This is a genomic window from Amycolatopsis nivea, assembly GCF_004522235.1.
GTDB lineage: Bacteria > Actinomycetota > Actinomycetes > Mycobacteriales > Pseudonocardiaceae > Amycolatopsis > Amycolatopsis nivea.
The window spans coordinates 217,531-232,763 of record NZ_SDLT01000002.1; the positions used below are offsets into that span (position 1 = coordinate 217,531).

Genomic DNA, 15,233 nt, shown 5'->3' on the forward strand with positions numbered 1-15,233 from the left:
TCCTGGTTCTACGACGAAGCGGCGTCCGGACTTTCCCGGACGCCGCTTCGCTGTTTCGGGGTTCAGTCGGTCATCGAGAACATCGAGCCCGGGTTGAAGAGGTTCTCCGGGTCGAGGGCCTGTTTGATCTGCCGGTGCACGCGGATCCCGACCGGGCCGATTTCGCGGGCGAGCCATTCGCGCTTGATCTTGCCGACGCCGTGTTCGCCGGTCACCGTGCCGCCGAGCGACAGGCCGACTTCGAGGATCTCGTCGAACGCCTGCTGGGCGCGCGCGAACTCGTCCGCGGAATCGGGCGCGTACACGATGGTCGGGTGCATGTTCCCGTCCCCGGCGTGGCCGACGACGGCGATCTTGAGCCCGACCTTCTCGCTGATCCGTTCGCAGCCGCGGATCAGCTCGGCGATCCGGGTGCGGGGCACGCTGACGTCGTCGGTGAGCCAGACGCCGTAGGTCTCCAGCGCGGTCAGCACGACGCGGCGGGCCTGCAGCAGCATCTTGCCCTCTTCGAGGTCGTCCGTGGCGTAGACCAGGTCCGCGCCGCAGTCGGTGCAGATCTGCTCGAGTAGCGCCAGTTCGCGGCGAGCCGCCTCGCCGCCCGCGTCGGACTGGCCGAGCAGCAGGGCCTGACAGTCCGAGCCCGCGCCGAGGTCGGTGTTGAGGTAGGTCTCGGACGCCTTGATCGACGCCGCGTCCATGATCTCCAGCAGCGACGGCACCAGCCCCTCGCGCACCGCCCGCGCGACCGCTTCGCCGGCCGCCTCGGTGGTGTTGAACCCGGCGACAAAAGTGGCCGGGGCCTGCGGAAGCGGCCGCAGCGAAACGGTCGCCTGGGTGATGACGCCGAGCGTGCCTTCGCTGCCGATGAACAGCTTGGTGAGGTCGTAGCCCGCGACGCCCTTGACCGTGCGGCGGCCGGTTTTCAGCAGCGATCCGTCCGCGAGCACCACCTCGAGGCCGAGCACCGAATCGGTGGTCACGCCGTATTTCACGCAGCAGAGGCCGCCGGCGTTGGTGGAGAGGTTGCCGCCGATGGTGCACCAGTCGTAGCTGGACGGGTCGGGCGGATAGAACAGGCCGTGCTTCTCGACGGCGGACCGGAAGTCGAGGTTGACGACGCCCGGCTGCACGACGGCGAGCCGGTTGCCCGCGTCGACCTCGACGATCTCGTTCAGTTTCATCAGCGAAAGCACGACACAGCCGTCGATCGCGTTGGCCGCGCCGGAAAGCCCGCTGCCCGCCCCGCGCGGCACGATGGGGACTCTCGCTTCGGCACAGGCACGGACCGTCGCCTGCACTCCCGCGGTATCCGCCGGAAGCACTACCGCCAACGGTTTTCCCGAGGGAGCGAGCGGCATCATGTCGCGCGCGTAGGCGTCGGTGACGTCAGCGTCGGTGAGCACCGCGGCCGGGCCGAGGTCGTCCCGAAGCCGCTGGAGGAGGGCGTCGTTGCTCATCTCCGCATGGTAAACCGGGATCTCCGCAGTGCGGAATATTAATTCCAGTATTAGCTGGTCCGCTGCGCGCGCAGCACGGTGTCACGGGTGTGCGCGGTGCCCGGCGGAGCGGGCTTCACCCGCGGCCGGCTCTCGTCGACGAGGACGGTCCACTCGTCCCCGAGAGCCCGCGCGATGTCGTCCGGCTGGCGGTACCCGGCGTGCTCCGGCGACAGGTCGCGCGGATCGTGACTGGCGAAGAGAAAAGTCCCGCCGGGCGCGACGGCGTCGAGCAGCTTCCGCAGCACCCCGTCGTCCTGGCGAAGCGGGAAATACTGGACGCTGACCAGGTCGAACGCCCTCGCCGGAACCGGACTCGCGGCCAGATCCGAACACACCCAAGCGATCCCGGCGTTAGCCGCGGCCGCCCGTTGCAACGCGGTGCGCGAGATGTCGAGCGCCGTCACCTGCCATCCGCGCGCGGCCAGCCACCGCGCATCAGCCCCCTCGCCGCACCCGACATCCAACGCCTGCCCCGGCGGCAACCCCTCGACCTCGGTGACGAGCACCCCGTTGGGCTCGCCGCTGAACACCTGCTCACGGCTGCGGTAGAGGTCTTCCCAGAACTGCGCGGTCTCCCCGGACGGAACCATTTTCGTTGCCACCTCCGCCGTTCACGATTCCGCTGACCGCGCTGAACGACAAGGTTCTTTGCCGGAACCGCAAATCAGCTCCGGATGTTCTCCAGGTCCGCCAGCAGACCGGGATGCGTCGGAACCCAGCCAAGTGCCTGCTGCGTGTGCGTGCTGGACGCTGGCTGATCGATCGCGAACAGCGGACCGAGCGTGCCGTACGTTTCCTCCGGGACCGATTCGACCGGAAGCCCCAGCCGCCGTCCGATCACTTCCGCGATGCCAGCGACCGCAACCCCTTCGTCGGCGACCGCGTGCCAGGCCGTTCCCGGTTCAGCCTTCTCCAACGCGAGCCGGAAAAGAACCGCCGCGTCGAGCGCGTGCACCGCCGGCCACCGCTGCGTGCCGTCGCCCGGATAACCGGAGACTCCCGTTTGCCGGGCGATGGTGGTCAACAGACCGGCGAACCCACCTTTCCCGTCGTTGTGCACCGTGCGCGGCAGCCGGATCGCGGACGTCCGGACCCCACGATCCGCGAACCCCAACACCTCGGTGACCGTGCGCCCCCTCCCGCCGACGGGCCCGTCAGTCGAAAGCGGATCGGACTCGGTCGACGCGCGCCCCGGCACATACGGCGTCCCGGAAACCGTGACCAACGGCCGATCGCTTCCGACGAGCACCTCAGCCTGTGCCTTGAGCGCCGCCGTTTCCTCGGCGACCGCGTGCGCGAGGGCTTCGGCGCTGTTGAACGCATTGGCGAAGGCGAGGTGAATCACCCCGTCCGCTTTGGCCGCAGCCTCGCGAATGACGTCCAGATCAGCCAGCGCACCCCGCACCGGCTCAGCACCCGCCTTCTCAGCCGCCGCGGCAGAGTCGTCGGACCGAGCGAGCGCGACGACGGAATGCCCGCTGCCCAGCAGTTCGGCGACGACCGCGGAGCCGACCAACCCGGTCGCTCCGGTGACGAACACGCGCATGGATTTCTCCCTCAGAGTGATGGGACTCTTGTCCCGTCAGACGCTACCAGAGTGACGGGACAAAGGTCTCGTCACATAGGATGGCGTCATGGCCCGATGGGAACCCGGAGCACGCGAACGGCTGGTCGTAGCGGCCGTCGACCTGTTCGCCGAACAGGGCTACGACGCCACGACGGTCGCGCAGATCGCTGAGCGCGCCGGTGTCACGAAGAGCACGTTCTTCCGGCATTTCCCGGACAAACGGGAGTTGTTGGTGGCCGGACAGGAAACGCTGAGCAAGCTGCTCGCGGAGGGAATCGCCGACGCCCCCGCCGACGCCAGCCCCCTGGAAGCAGTAGCGGAAGGCCTGCGCCGCGCCGCGACGGCCATGGGCCCGATGAACCGGGAACTCGCCCCTCGGTTGAAGGCCGCGGTCGCGGCCAGTACGGAACTCCAGGAACGAGACGCGCTTAAGAGCGTCGGCCTAGCCGCGGCGATGACTGCCGCTCTGACCGCCCGAGGCCTACCCGAGGCGACTGCCGCGCTCGCTAGTGAGTTGGGGGTGCTGGCTTTTAAGCGGGGGTATTTCACGTGGTCGGAGAGCGATCGCGGGGATGCTGATCCGGCGGAGTTTTTGGTGGCGGCGTTGGAGGAGCTGCGGGCGGCGAGCGCTTCACTGGGGTGACGGCACGCTTCCGGCGGCTCTTGCCTGGGAGCCCGGACGCCGAATCGGTGGAGTTTTGGTGGCAGCGCTGGAAGAAGCTTCGACGAGTGCTTCGCTGGGCTGCACGGACGGTGCCTGCCCACTCCCGCACGCATTGGCACCGGACGGGTCCGCGCCGGAGAGGCGACGTCGAACGCGGCCATCCCGAGGACTCGGAGAGCGACCGCAGGGACGGACGCCGACCCAGCGGAGCATCCGGAAGAGCCTTGCACAGCAAGCACTTCACTGGCCCGAACGAGTAGTGCCAGGCATCCGCCCGCTCCGGAGGCCCTAGCGCCTCTTCGGCCGGGGCGGTGCCCGCGTCGGCGGACAGCCGTCCGGTCTGAAGCATTTCCCTTACCCGGCAACCGGAACTGCGCTGCCCGTCAAGCAGGCGAGTTGGATTCGCCTGCCTGACGGGGACCGAATCATGCGCACATCGCTGGCTCCTCCGGCTTGGAGTCCTGCGGGCGGTTTCGCCGACGGCCCAACAGGAAGTACGCCTGCAGTGCCGTGTACACGAGGATCGCGGCGCCCACCCACGCACTCGTGTGCAGTGCCGTCACGAAGGACTCGCGGGCGGTGGTCAGCAGCTCCGCGCCCTCGGTGGCGGGCAGGGAGTGTGCGGTGGCTACCGCGCCGCCGAGGGTGTCGTGGGCTGCGGCGGGGGCGGTGGCGGGCAGGCCGGACTGGTAGACCGCCGTGGCGAGGCTGCCCAGCAGGGCGGTGCCGAGGGCGCCGCCCAGTTCGTAGCCGGTTTCCGAGATCGCCGATGCGGCGCCGGCGCGGTTGACCGGGGCGGCGGAGATCACGAGGTCGTTCGTCAGGGTTTCCGACAGGGCCACCCCGCCGCCGACCAGGACGAACGCCACTACTACCGCGGCCAGTCCGGCGTCGGCTCCGATGGTGGTCAGGACCAGGAAGCCGGCCGCGCCGAGGAGCAGGCCCAGGCTGACCAGGACCGGCACCCGGACTCGGCGGGCGAGCCAGGCGGCTGCCAGGGCGCCGACGACGCCGGCGACCGTGGCGGGCAGCATCCACAGTGCCGCGGTCAGTGGCTTCAGGCCGAGCACCAGCTGCAGGTACTGCGGCAGCAGGAACAGCAGCCCGACCAGGGCGAACACGCCCAGCAGGTTCGTGATCACCGATCCGGCGAACTTGCGGTTGGCGAACAGGCCGAGGTCCAGCATCGGCTGGTCAAGCTGTCGCTGCCGGCGCACGAACGCCGCGCCCAGCGCGAGTCCGAGCACCATCGCGGCACCGGCCGACCAGCTGACCCCTTCCGTCGCGGCGATCTTCACGCCGTAGACGACCGGCAGCATCGTGCCGAGCGACAGCAGCGCCGACCACGGGTCGAAGCGGCCCGGGTTCGGATCGCGGAACTCCGGCAGCAGCAACGGGCCCGCGACGAGCAGCAGCACCATCACCGGCACGTTGATCAGGAAGACCGAACCCCACCAGAAGTGCTCGAGCAGCCAGCCGCCGACGACCGGGCCGACCGCCATCCCGCCGGAGAACGCCGCGCTCCAGATCGCGACCGCGGTGCGCCGCGTGCGGTCCTCGGTGAAGATGCTGCGGATCAGCGACAGCGTGGACGGCATCAGCGTCGCGCCGCCGACGCCCAGCAGCGCCCGCGCGACGATCAGCATCAGCGGCGACGTGGCGAACGCCGCCAGCACCGAGGCCGCACCGAACGCCGCACCGCCGATGAGCAGCAGCCGCCGCCTGCCGATCCGGTCGCCCAGCGTGCCCATGAAAACCAGCAGTCCGGCCAGGACGAACGAGTAGACGTCGACGATCCACAGCTGCTCCGCACCCGTGGGCGCGAGATCCTCGCTGAGATAGGGCAGGGCGAACCCCAGGACTGTCGTGTCCACGCTGATCAACAGGACCGGCAGCACCAGAACCGCCAAAGCCCACCACTGGCCTCCGCGCCGCACCATGGCGCACTCTTCCTTCCTTGTACCGTCCAGACGGTACAGTTTCGTTCCTGAGGTAGAAGGTAAACCGTCTGGACGGTATAGTCAAGGTGATGGCTAAACCTTCAGCACGAGAACGCATCCTCGGTTCGTACGAGGTCATCCTCGCCGACCGCGGCCCGGCCGAGATCACGCTCGACGCCGTCGCGGCGCACGCCGGGGTGTCCAAGGGCGGGCTGCTCTACCACTTCGGTTCGAAGGACGCCCTGCGCGACGGCCTGCTCGAACGCCTCGAGCGGCTCACCGACGAGGACCTCGAACGCGCACGGAGCGCCCCGGAAGGCGTGGTGCGGCACTACCTGCGCTCGTCGATCACCGACGTCACGCGCGACCTGGCGCTGCACCGCACGACGATGGCCGCGCTCCGCCTGGTCCTCAACGACCCGATCGCGGCGGAGGTGTCGCGGCGCTGCACCGAGCGCACCCGCGAGCTGATGCTGGAGCACGTCGAGGACCCGGTGACGGCGGAGCTGGTGATGCTGGTCGGCGAGGGCCTCTACATGCGCGCGGCGCTGGGCGAAGAGGTGACCGACAGCCTGCTGGAGCAGATCGAGGACATCGCGGACCGGATCGAGGCCGGGGCGCCGGTCCAGGCGGGACGGCGGAAGGGCTGAGCCGCGGGGATCGCCAGGCACCCGACGCCCCCTGACTTCAAGTCCGCGAGGAGAACTCCCTCAGGCGTCACTCACGGACGACCACCTCAGCGAGCCAGCCCGTAAACCCGCTCGATCTCCACCGTCAGCACCAGCCGCCGGTCCGCCACCATCGCCGCTCGGTACTCATCCCAGTCCGGATGCTCGCCCGCCACCTTGCGGTACAGCGCGATCAACGCCTCCACCGCCTCGTCGTCCGGAGCCGACGCGACCGCGGACAGCACCGCCCGCCCCTCCGCCACCGCGTATGACCAGCCGTTCGACGACGCCACGTGGTAGCTCACCCGCGGATCCCGGCGCATGTTCTTCGTCTTCGCGCGCGTGTCCGTGATCGACACCTGCAACTGGCGGGCGTCGCGGTCGAAGTAATGCGACACCGTCGACAGCTGCGGACGGCCGTCTCGTTTCAGGGTCGCCAGGACGCCTTGCTTGCCCGCTGCGATGAGGTCGTAGAGCGCTGTGTCGTCAGTCATACCTCTATGAAACTCCGGCGAGAAGGATCTGTTCCCGCCCGAAACCCCTAGTGACCAGCGGCGTCCGCATACCGGGAGAAACCGGACGATACCCCTCCGGTTGAAATCTGCTTGCATGCGGCAACTAAAGTGTCTTGTGACACAACCATGGGCCGGCCGCTTGCGAAATACGCCGTACGGGCACACTCTTGCTTAAGGCAACTAGTTGCAGTCGCCAACCAATGGTTTGCTCCACCCCAAGGAAGACCCACATGGCACCTCAGAACTCCGCCGTCAGGCCAGAGGCCGACCTCGACCTTGCCGACCAGCTCGGGCACGAGCTGGTCCGGTTCATGCGCTTGATCACCAAGGCGAAGTCCCAGGTCGCCAAACACGGGCCGGACGGGATCGAGAGGGCCGCGTACGCGATCCTCTTCTGCCTCGTCCACGAAGGCCCGCAACGCACCAGCAAGCTGGCCGAGTTCCTGCACTCCGAGATCTCCACGATCAGCAGGCAGTCCAGCTCGCTCGTGCAGCACGGACTCGTCGAACGGCAGGCCGACCCCGAGGACGGCCGCGCCTGCTTGCTCGCCCCGACCGCCGAAGGCCTCCGCGTCTTCGACGAAAACCGCAAGCACCGCGCCCGGTGGCTCGCCGACGTACTCGGCGATTGGAGCCAGGAGGAGCGCGAGACGCTCAACGAGCTTCTCGCGCGGCTCAACACAGGTATCGAAAAGAACAATCCGTCGCTGTCCGACACCGCGGCGACGGCACAGGCCAAGGGGGCCTCGAACGCATGACGTCCACTGTTGAAAAACAACCTCAGTCGCGAGGGGGAGCGCCCGCTGAAGACAGCGACGGCGGTCTGCGGCTGACCCACCGCCAAATCGTCACGATCATCAGCGGCCTGATGTGCGGCATGTTCCTCGCCGCGCTCGACCAGACGATCGTGGGCACCTCGATCGTCCGGATCGCCAACGACCTGCACGGCTTCGACCTGCAGGCGTGGGCGACCACGGCGTACCTGATCACGTCGACGATCGCGACGCCGATCTACGGCAAGCTTTCCGACATCTACGGCCGCAAGCCGTTCTACCTCGCCGCGATCGCGATCTTCGTCGCCGGTTCGGCCGCCGCGTCGTTCTCGACCTCGATGTACGAACTGGCCGCGTTCCGCGCGGTGCAGGGTCTCGGCGCCGGCGGTCTGATGTCGCTGGCCATGACGATCATCGGCGACGTGGTCCCGCCGCGGGAACGCGCTCGCTACCAGGGCTACTTCCTCGCCGTGTTCGGCACTTCCACCGTGCTCGGCCCGGTGCTCGGCGGCTTCTTCGCCGGCTTCGACACCCTCGGCGGCCTGCACGGCTGGCGCTGGGTCTTCCTGATCAACGTGCCGATCGGCATCATCGCGCTGTTCGTCGTCGCGAAGGTGCTGAACGTCCCGCACAACCGCCACGACCACAAGATCGACTGGTGGGGCGCGCTGACCATGGTCATCGCCGTGGTGCCGTTCCTGATCGTCGCCGAACAGGGCCAGAAGTGGGGCTGGGGCGACCAGAAGTCGATCTGGATGTACATCATCGGCGGCGTCGGCATCGTGTTGTTCATCGTCGTCGAGAAGCTGATGAAGGACGCCGCGCTGATCCCGTTGCGGCTGTTCAAGAACTCGACCTTCACCGTGGCCATCATCGGCGGCGTGATCGTCGGCGTGGCGATGTTCGGCGCGATCACGATGATCCCGCAGTACCTGCAGGTCGTGCAGGGCTACACGCCGACCGAATCGGGTCTGCTGATGCTGCCGCTGATGGTCGGCATCATGTCCAGCTCGATCATCTCCGGCAAGATCACCTCGAAGACCGGGCGCTACAAGATCTTCCCGGTCGTCGGCACGATCCTGATCGCGGCGGGCGCGTTCTTCTTCGCCATGGTCAAGTACGACACCCCGATCTGGCACCCGCTGGTCGCCGCGCTGATCATCGGCCTCGGCCTCGGCCAGTGCATGCAGACGCTGATCATCGCGGTGCAGAACGCGGGCCCGCGCAAGGACATGGGCGTGTCGACCGCGTCGGCGACGTTCTTCCGGCAGATCGGCGGTACCGCGGGGGTCGCGGTGTTCCTGACGATTCTGTTCAACGTGCTGCCGGGCAACATCACCAAGGCGTTCGGCGGCCACCTGCCTCCGGGCGGGGGCGCCAACCTCGGCGACCTGTCGAGCAACACGAGCGTCATCCAGACGCTGCCGGAAGCGGTGCGCACGCCGATCCTGATCGGCTTCACCGAGTCCATCACCACGGTGTTCTGGGTCGCCGGCGGCGTCGCGCTGCTGGCCACGCTGGTGCTGCTGTTCATGAAGGAGATCCCGCTGGCGGGCATGAACCCGGCGGCGGCCGCGGTCGAAGGCGGCGAAGCGCTGCTGGAAGACCTCGACGAACCGGTCCCGGCCCAGGAAGAGACCGCTGAGCTGAAGACGGCGGGTTCGCTGTTCGAGGAGGCCCCGAAGGAGCCGGTGCTCGTCGGAGCCGGCGGCAGGCACGCCCTGACCAACGGCCACGGCGACGCGCAGGCGGTGGCTGACGCCCGTCCGATGCCGATCACCAACTCGGTGGCCGACGCGGAATTCGGCACGGCCACCGGCTCGGGCGGCGTCCCGGTCACCGGCCACGTGCGCCGCCAGGACGGCAGCCACGTGAGCGCGGCCGCGCTGACCCTGATCGACCAGCAGGGCCGTCAGGTGGCGCGGGCGACCGGCAACGGCGACGGCAGCTACTCGATCCCGACCCAGGGTCCGGGAACGTACGTGCTGATCGTGTCCGCTCCCGGGCACCAGCCGCAGGCCTCCAGCGTGGTGGTCGGCGGGCACCCGGCGAACCTGGACGTCACGCTCACCGGTTCCGGCGAGCTGACCGGCGTGGTCCGTTCGATCGGCACCGCGACCCCGCTGGCGAACGCGACGGTCACGCTGACCGACTCGCGCGGCGAGGTCAACGGCGCGTTCATCACCGCCGAGGACGGCGTCTACACCTTCAGCGGCGTCGGCGCCGGGCAGTACACGCTGGTCGCGAGCGGCCCGCACTACCGCCCGGTCGCGGTCACGCTGACGGTGCCGGACAGCGGCGTGCTGCGCCACGACGTCGAACTCGCCGGCGCGGTGCTGCTCCAGGGCGTCGCGCGCACCGAGGGCGACCGGATCGTGCCGGACGCGCGGATCACCGTGCTCGACGCGAACGGCAACGTCGCGGCGGTGGCCCGCACCGACAGCGAGGGCCGCTACGTGGTCAGCGACCTGCCGATCGGCTCCTACACGGTCGTGGCGAGCGGATACCCGCCCGCCACCAGCCAGGTGACGCTGGACGACGGCGAGGCCCAGCACGACGTGCGGCTGAGCTACGACCAGGCGCTCGACGAGCTGGTCGACCGGTCATGAGCGGGGGCCTGCGCGCACAGCTGCGCTCGAACGGCGGATGGCCGGTCGAGAACGCGGTGCTCACGGTCACCGACTTGAACGGGCGCCAGGTCGCGCGGCAGGTCACGGACGCGAAGGGGGCGGTGGTCACCGACCCGCTGCCCCCTGGCGTCTACACCGCCGTGATCACCGCGCCGGGGTACACGCCGCTGGCCCGTACCGTGCAGATCGGCTCCGACGGGGCCGGGCTGCTCGGCGACATCGCGCTCGTGCCGGTTTCCGGCGCGGTCGAGCTGCCGCCGGAGGGTCCGTGGACGATCGACCCGATGCACTCGTCGGTGGTCGCCACCGCGCGGCACATGGGCATCGCGAGCATCAAGGTGCGGTTCCCGGACGTGGCGGGGCGGATCGAGGTCGCCCGGCCGGTCGAGCGGTCGAGCGTGCGCGCCGAGATCAAGGCGGGCAGCATCGAAAGCGGCATAAAGATGCGGGACGACCACCTGCGTTCGGCCGAATTCCTCGACGTCGACGCGTATCCGCTCATCACGTTCGAAAGCACCGGGCTTTCCCAGCTCGGCACGGACAACTGGGCGCTGCGCGGCGTGCTGACGCTGCACGGCGAACGCCGCGACGTCACGCTCGACCTGCGCTACACCGGGCACGGCCCGGACCCGTGGGGCGGCGTGCGTGCCGCGTTCCACGCCGAAACGCAATTGCACCGCAACGATTTCGCGATCAACTACAGCGCGATGGTGCGGGCGGGCGTGGCCGCGATCGGCACGACCGTCAAGGTGGAGCTGGACATCGAGGCGGTGCAGGGCGAGTCCCTGCCGCAGTTCTAGAGAAAACCGCGACAGGCCGCCCGGGAACTGTCCCGGGCGGCCTGTTCGTTGTCCTGGGCGAAAAGGGTGAACAGTCTGGTTACCCCAGGAATACCCAAAGTCACCGAATGCGGAGGATTCGATGGTTGCGTACTGCGGCCGGTCCCAGCCACGTAGGCTCTTCGCGTGAACCTCGACGCCGCCCAGCCCGCGCACGCCGCGGGAATCGGCCTGAGCTGGCTGGACACCGCCGGCCCGGTGCTCGTCTGGGTCATCGTGCTGTCGTTCGTGCTCATCGAATGCGCGCTCATCATCGGGCTGTTCCTTCCCGGCGATTCGCTGCTGTTCGGCGCGGGCGTGGTGCTCGCCCAGCACGGCTCGGACCTCAACGCGTGGCTGCTGTCCGCGGCCGCGTTGCTCACCGCCGTGGTCGGCAACCAGATCGGCTACTACATCGGCCGCGGCGCGGGCACCACGCTGATCGCCCGGCGCGGCGGGCGGATGCTCAACCGGCACAACCTCGAACGCGCGCAAGCTTTCCTGGACCGCAAGGGTTTCTTCGCGATCGTCGCGGCACGGTGGATCCCGTGGATCCGCACGCTGGCCCCGCTCATCGCGGGCGCCGCGCGGATGGATTCGCGGCGGTTCCTGCTCGCCACCACCGTCGGCGGCCTGCTGTGGGTGCCGACGCTGGTGCTGCTCGGCTACTACGGCGCGGGTCTGCTCGACGCCATCCCGTGGGTCAAGACCGCGGCGCTGTGGGTGAGCATCGCGTTCTTCGTGTTCGGCACCGCGTACGGCGTGCTGCGCTACCGCCAGGAAATGCGGCGTCCGGTCGACGAACCCGACGACGCGCACGCCTGAGTTTTCAGGCCGGGTCGGACCAGACTTCCAGCTGGATGCCGTCCGGATCGCGGAACACGATCACCGCGGAACCCGCGAAGGTCTGCGATTCCGTCGCGGGCAGGTAGGAAACGCCGTATTCGCGGAGGCGGTCCTCCCACTCGGCGACCTCGGCCCGGGACGACACCGAGAACGCGACGTGGTCCAGACCAGTGCGTCTTTCGTCGAACGCGGGCCGTTCGGTGTCCGGATGCTGGACAAGCACCACGGAGAATCCGTCTCCTGCCGAACGCAGAACTACTTTGCGCACCCCGGTTTCCGGGTCTTCGCGCCGATGGCTTTCCTCGAGGTCGAGCACCCGGACGTACCAGGGAACACTTCGGTCCACATCGGTCACGGTGAGCGCCAGATGGTGCACAGACGTGAGCTTGGGCATGACTTTCGCGGCCGTCCTTTCAACCCCTCGTTCCAGACTCGCACACCGGGACAACCGCTACGGGCGAGTTCACCGAGTTCCGGGGTCAATCGTGATCTGCCCGTCGCCGGGCGTCTCACTGTCCGAGATGGATCAGCGTCCGCCGCCGACCTCGAGCACCGCGCCGACGGTGAAGGACGCCTCCGGGGACAGCAACCACAGCACGGCCGCGGCGATCTCTTCCGGCTGGCCGGCGCGCCCGAGCGGGATGACCGAACTGAGCCGTTCGACCCGGTCCGGCATTCCCGCGGCGGCGTGCAATCCGGTCTCGACCAGGCCGGGGGACACGACGTTGACCCGGATTCCCTCGTCGGCGACCTCCCGCGCGAGGCCGAGGGTGAGCGTGTTGACCGCCGCTTTGGACGCCGCGTAGTGCACCCATTCGCCCGCCGACCCGTTCCGCGACGCCGTGGACGAGACGTTCACGATCGCTCCGCCGGACCCGCCGTAGCGCGTCGACAGCCGTCGCACCGCCTCGCGGCAGCACAGGAAAACCCCGGTGACGTTGATGTCCAGCACCCGGCGGACGGTCTCGACGCTCTGCTCGTCCAGCCTGCCGGGCGTGTTGCCGGTGACGCCCGCGTTGTTCACCAAGCCGACGAGCGGGCCCAGCTCGGCCGCCGCCGAAAAAAGGTCGCTGACCTGCTGTTCGTCGGACACATCGGCGCGGTGCGCAAGCGCTTGCGCACCATGGGACCGCACCCGTTCGGCGACCTCCTCGGCCGGAGCCGGGTCGCCGGAGAAGTTCACCACCACGTCGTAACCGCGGGTCGCGGCCAGTTCGCAGATCGCCGCGCCGATGCCCCGGCTGCCGCCGGTGACGACCAAAACCCCCACGGGTCACTCCTTACGAACGAGGCTTGAGCGGCTCGACGAACTGGGCGTCGAGCCACCGCATCTGCGCCATCCACATCCACCACGTCGCGTCGTCCGGACAGTGCTGCCCGTCGACCGCTTCGCCCCTCAGCCACGCTCCCAGCAGCGCGGTGATGGCCGTGCACACGTCGAGCAGCGCGCGTCCCCACCACCATTGGTGCATCGGGGTGTGCAGCTCGAGGACACCGCCGTGCTCCGGCAGCACTGACAACGCCCAGTCCAGCCGGGTCCGGACCTCGCTGAGCACCTCCGGTTCGAGCTGCGGTTCGCTGGTGGTCTCGCGCATCCGCTCGACCAGCAGCGCCAGCCTCGGATCCGGCCCCTGACCAGCGGGTTCGGACAGTCGGCGGTCGACCAGCGTCCGCAGCCCGTTCAGGTGCGTGCGCACGAGCGGGACATACGGCGGGTACAGCACGGCGATCCGGGCTTCGCCTGCCCGGTCCCAGGTGACCGCGCCGGCGTAGGGATCCGTCGTCGCCGGATCGTCGAACATCACCCTGCTCAGAGGGCGAAATTCGTCAGCGGCAGGTTCTCGAGCACCAGGTCGGCGCGGTCGCGGGTGTTCGCGATCAGGTCCGCGTTGCGCTGGTCGGAGCCGAGCGCGCGCTGCCGGGCCTCGACCAGCGAACGGCCGTAGCGCCGGTGCCGGGACACCAGCCGCTCGATCCGCTCCGGCTCGTCCGGCGCGAGGAACCACGCCTCGGTGAGGTACTGCCGCACGCCGCTCCACGGGTCGTCCGGAAGCAGCAGGTAGTTGCCCTCGGTGATGACCAGCTGCACCTCGGGCGCGACCGGGACGGCGCCGGCGATCGGCTCCTCGATCTCGCGGCGGAACTCCGGCGCGTACACCGTCTCGCGGCCCTCGGCGAGCCGGCGGATCAGGTGCACGTAGCCGGCCGCGTCGAAGGTGTCCGGCGCGCCCTTGCGGTCGGTGCGGCCGAGCCGCTGCAGTTCGACCTGGGCCAGGTGGAAGCCGTCCATCCCGACGACCGCGGCCCGCGAGCCGAGCGCGTTGGCGATCGCCCAGGCCAGCGTGGTTTTTCCGGAGGCGGGCGCGCCGATGATGCCGAGCACGTGCCGTTCCCGCGGTTTGGCCAGCTTCTCGGCCCGCGCCAGCAGATCCTCGAACGCCGTCATCGCACTCCCTCTTCTCTGCTCTTCGCCAGTTCCCCGACCGGCCCCGTCCACGAACGCGGACCGACATGCCGGACCCGTTCCGCTGCCACCGCGTTCGCGTATCCGATCCAGTCGGCGACCGCGCCTTCCCGCGTCGCGACCGCGTACGCGAGCGCACCGTGCCACACGTCTCCGGCCCCCAGGGTGTCCCGCGCTTCGACGAGCGGCACGGGGACCTGCCCAGAGTCTTCCGTAGTGCTCCAGGCGACCGGCTCCGGGCCCGCCGTCGTGATCGTCACTGACACTCCGCGTTCGGCCAAACTCGGTGCGGGAGCACGGAACCGCGCGGAACAGGCTGCCACGTGAACCAATGGCAGCAACTGGTCCAGTACCGGTTTCCAGCTGCCCGCGTCGAGGACGACCGGCACTTCGCGGGCGCGGGCTTCCTCGGCGACAGCAAGCGCTAGCTCGGGATGATGCCCATCAACGAGGACCGCGTCCACGCGCTCGAAAATCTGGGTGAGGTCAGGCAGTTCCAGTGGCTCGTCGGAGGCGGCGTTGCGGGAGACGACGGTGCGTTCGCCGTCGCCGTCCCGCACCACGACCGCGCTGACCGGCGGCGCCTGCGCACGTTCCGGAGCGAGGTCGACCAGATCGACGCCGCAGGCTTCGAGGTCAGCCCGGGCGAGCGCGGCCAGCGGGTGCGCACCGAGAGCCGTCACAAGAGTCGCTTCGGCCCCGAGCGCCGCGACGGTCACCGCGGCGTTCGTCGCCGGCCCACCGGCCGCGACATCCACCTGCAGCGACTGCACTTTCTCGCTCGGCTCCGGAAATTCCGCGACCCGCTGTACGACATCGACGGTGCACAACCCCGCCAGCAGCACTCGC

Annotated in this window: 16 protein-coding genes; 6 read left to right on the plus strand and 10 right to left on the minus strand. The window is 69.2% G+C overall.

Annotated features, from left to right (window positions below; translation table 11 throughout):
• Positions 1-62: 62 nt before the first annotated feature.
• From EIZ44_RS03180 to EIZ44_RS03190, 3 genes are all read right to left on the minus strand, one after another.
• Entirely contained in the window at positions 63-1,457 is a 1,395-nt protein-coding gene (locus EIZ44_RS03180; protein WP_134727679.1) for an FAD-binding oxidoreductase, read from the minus strand.
• Positions 1,458-1,507: 50 nt separating this feature from the next.
• Positions 1,508-2,089 carry a class I SAM-dependent methyltransferase gene (locus EIZ44_RS03185; RefSeq protein WP_134727680.1) on the minus strand — a complete coding sequence of 194 codons (582 nt, stop codon included), beginning with the start codon at positions 2,087-2,089 and terminating at the stop codon, positions 1,508-1,510.
• A gap of 74 nt (positions 2,090-2,163) precedes the next feature.
• On the minus strand, positions 2,164-3,045 hold the full coding sequence (locus EIZ44_RS03190) for an SDR family oxidoreductase (RefSeq protein WP_134664361.1): 882 nt from the start codon (positions 3,043-3,045) through the stop codon (positions 2,164-2,166).
• Between the two features lie 88 nt (positions 3,046-3,133).
• Between EIZ44_RS03190 and EIZ44_RS03195 the strand changes: the two genes are divergently transcribed.
• On the plus strand, positions 3,134-3,709 hold the full coding sequence (locus EIZ44_RS03195; RefSeq protein ID WP_134727681.1) for a TetR/AcrR family transcriptional regulator: 576 nt from the start codon (positions 3,134-3,136) through the stop codon (positions 3,707-3,709).
• A gap of 446 nt (positions 3,710-4,155) precedes the next feature.
• On the opposite strand, the gene EIZ44_RS03200 is transcribed toward EIZ44_RS03195, so the two are convergent.
• Positions 4,156-5,670 (minus strand): MFS transporter, encoded by a 1,515-nt coding sequence (locus EIZ44_RS03200; RefSeq protein WP_134727682.1) that lies wholly within the window; start codon positions 5,668-5,670, stop codon positions 4,156-4,158.
• An 89-nt stretch (positions 5,671-5,759) separates the two neighbouring features.
• On the opposite strand from EIZ44_RS03200, the gene EIZ44_RS03205 reads away from it, so the two are divergent.
• Positions 5,760-6,320: a TetR/AcrR family transcriptional regulator gene (locus EIZ44_RS03205; protein WP_134727683.1), complete on the plus strand. Its 561-nt coding sequence runs from the start codon at positions 5,760-5,762 to the stop codon at positions 6,318-6,320.
• An 86-nt stretch (positions 6,321-6,406) separates the two neighbouring features.
• Here EIZ44_RS03205 and EIZ44_RS03210 read toward each other — a convergent pair whose 3' ends face one another.
• A complete protein-coding gene (locus EIZ44_RS03210) occupies positions 6,407-6,832 on the minus strand; it encodes a PPOX class F420-dependent oxidoreductase (RefSeq protein WP_134727684.1) in 426 nt (141 codons plus the stop codon).
• Between the two features lie 251 nt (positions 6,833-7,083).
• Here EIZ44_RS03210 and EIZ44_RS03215 point away from each other — a divergent pair, with 251 nt between their 5' ends.
• From EIZ44_RS03215 to EIZ44_RS03230, 4 genes are all read left to right on the plus strand, one after another.
• Positions 7,084-7,611, plus strand: coding sequence for a MarR family winged helix-turn-helix transcriptional regulator (locus tag EIZ44_RS03215; protein WP_037808841.1), 528 nt, complete (start codon positions 7,084-7,086; stop codon positions 7,609-7,611).
• A complete protein-coding gene (locus EIZ44_RS03220) occupies positions 7,608-10,235 on the plus strand; it encodes an MFS transporter (RefSeq protein WP_205673031.1) in 2,628 nt (875 codons plus the stop codon). Before EIZ44_RS03215 ends, EIZ44_RS03220 begins: the two co-directional genes overlap by 4 nt.
• Positions 10,232-11,056, plus strand: coding sequence for a YceI family protein (locus EIZ44_RS03225; protein ID WP_037808843.1), 825 nt, complete (start codon positions 10,232-10,234; stop codon positions 11,054-11,056). Before EIZ44_RS03220 ends, EIZ44_RS03225 begins: the two co-directional genes overlap by 4 nt.
• Positions 11,057-11,221: 165 nt before the next feature.
• Positions 11,222-11,899 carry a DedA family protein gene (locus EIZ44_RS03230; protein ID WP_037808846.1) on the plus strand — a complete coding sequence of 226 codons (678 nt, stop codon included), beginning with the start codon at positions 11,222-11,224 and terminating at the stop codon, positions 11,897-11,899.
• 4 nt (positions 11,900-11,903) lie between these two features.
• Here the strand turns inward: EIZ44_RS03230 and EIZ44_RS03235 are convergent, their stop codons facing one another.
• The 5 genes from EIZ44_RS03235 to EIZ44_RS03255 all read right to left on the minus strand — a co-directional run bounded on the left by EIZ44_RS03235 (position 11,904) and on the right by EIZ44_RS03255 (position 15,229).
• Positions 11,904-12,314 carry a VOC family protein gene (locus tag EIZ44_RS03235; protein ID WP_043834805.1) on the minus strand — a complete coding sequence of 137 codons (411 nt, stop codon included), beginning with the start codon at positions 12,312-12,314 and terminating at the stop codon, positions 11,904-11,906.
• A 132-nt stretch (positions 12,315-12,446) separates the two neighbouring features.
• Positions 12,447-13,190 carry an SDR family oxidoreductase gene (locus tag EIZ44_RS03240; RefSeq protein ID WP_134727685.1) on the minus strand — a complete coding sequence of 248 codons (744 nt, stop codon included), beginning with the start codon at positions 13,188-13,190 and terminating at the stop codon, positions 12,447-12,449.
• A gap of 10 nt (positions 13,191-13,200) precedes the next feature.
• Entirely contained in the window at positions 13,201-13,722 is a 522-nt protein-coding gene (locus EIZ44_RS03245) for a hypothetical protein (RefSeq protein ID WP_037808850.1), read from the minus strand.
• An 8-nt stretch (positions 13,723-13,730) separates the two neighbouring features.
• Positions 13,731-14,366: a nucleoside/nucleotide kinase family protein gene (locus tag EIZ44_RS03250; protein WP_009084950.1), complete on the minus strand. Its 636-nt coding sequence runs from the start codon at positions 14,364-14,366 to the stop codon at positions 13,731-13,733.
• A complete protein-coding gene (locus EIZ44_RS03255; protein ID WP_134727762.1) occupies positions 14,363-15,229 on the minus strand; it encodes a PfkB family carbohydrate kinase in 867 nt (288 codons plus the stop codon). The genes EIZ44_RS03250 and EIZ44_RS03255 overlap by 4 nt, the downstream gene beginning before the upstream one ends.
• Positions 15,230-15,233 lie beyond the last annotated feature (4 nt).

Excerpts from the sequence above, each read along its gene's own strand:
- EIZ44_RS03180 (WP_134727679.1), bottom strand. The coding sequence starts at position 1,457 with ATGAGCAACGACGCCCTCCTCCAGCGGCTTCGGGACGACCTCGGCCCG.
- EIZ44_RS03185 (WP_134727680.1), bottom strand. The coding sequence starts at position 2,089 with ATGGTTCCGTCCGGGGAGACCGCGCAGTTCTGGGAAGACCTCTACCGC.
- EIZ44_RS03190 (WP_134664361.1), bottom strand. The coding sequence starts at position 3,045 with ATGCGCGTGTTCGTCACCGGAGCGACCGGGTTGGTCGGCTCCGCGGTC.
- EIZ44_RS03195 (WP_134727681.1), top strand. The coding sequence starts at position 3,134 with ATGGCCCGATGGGAACCCGGAGCACGCGAACGGCTGGTCGTAGCGGCC.
- EIZ44_RS03200 (WP_134727682.1), bottom strand. The coding sequence starts at position 5,670 with ATGGTGCGGCGCGGAGGCCAGTGGTGGGCTTTGGCGGTTCTGGTGCTG.
- EIZ44_RS03205 (WP_134727683.1), top strand. The coding sequence starts at position 5,760 with ATGGCTAAACCTTCAGCACGAGAACGCATCCTCGGTTCGTACGAGGTC.
- EIZ44_RS03210 (WP_134727684.1), bottom strand. The coding sequence starts at position 6,832 with ATGACTGACGACACAGCGCTCTACGACCTCATCGCAGCGGGCAAGCAA.
- EIZ44_RS03215 (WP_037808841.1), top strand. The coding sequence starts at position 7,084 with ATGGCACCTCAGAACTCCGCCGTCAGGCCAGAGGCCGACCTCGACCTT.
- EIZ44_RS03220 (WP_205673031.1), top strand. The coding sequence starts at position 7,608 with ATGACGTCCACTGTTGAAAAACAACCTCAGTCGCGAGGGGGAGCGCCC.
- EIZ44_RS03225 (WP_037808843.1), top strand. The coding sequence starts at position 10,232 with ATGAGCGGGGGCCTGCGCGCACAGCTGCGCTCGAACGGCGGATGGCCG.
- EIZ44_RS03235 (WP_043834805.1), bottom strand. The coding sequence starts at position 12,314 with ATGCCCAAGCTCACGTCTGTGCACCATCTGGCGCTCACCGTGACCGAT.
- EIZ44_RS03245 (WP_037808850.1), bottom strand. The coding sequence starts at position 13,722 with ATGTTCGACGATCCGGCGACGACGGATCCCTACGCCGGCGCGGTCACC.
- EIZ44_RS03250 (WP_009084950.1), bottom strand. The coding sequence starts at position 14,366 with ATGACGGCGTTCGAGGATCTGCTGGCGCGGGCCGAGAAGCTGGCCAAA.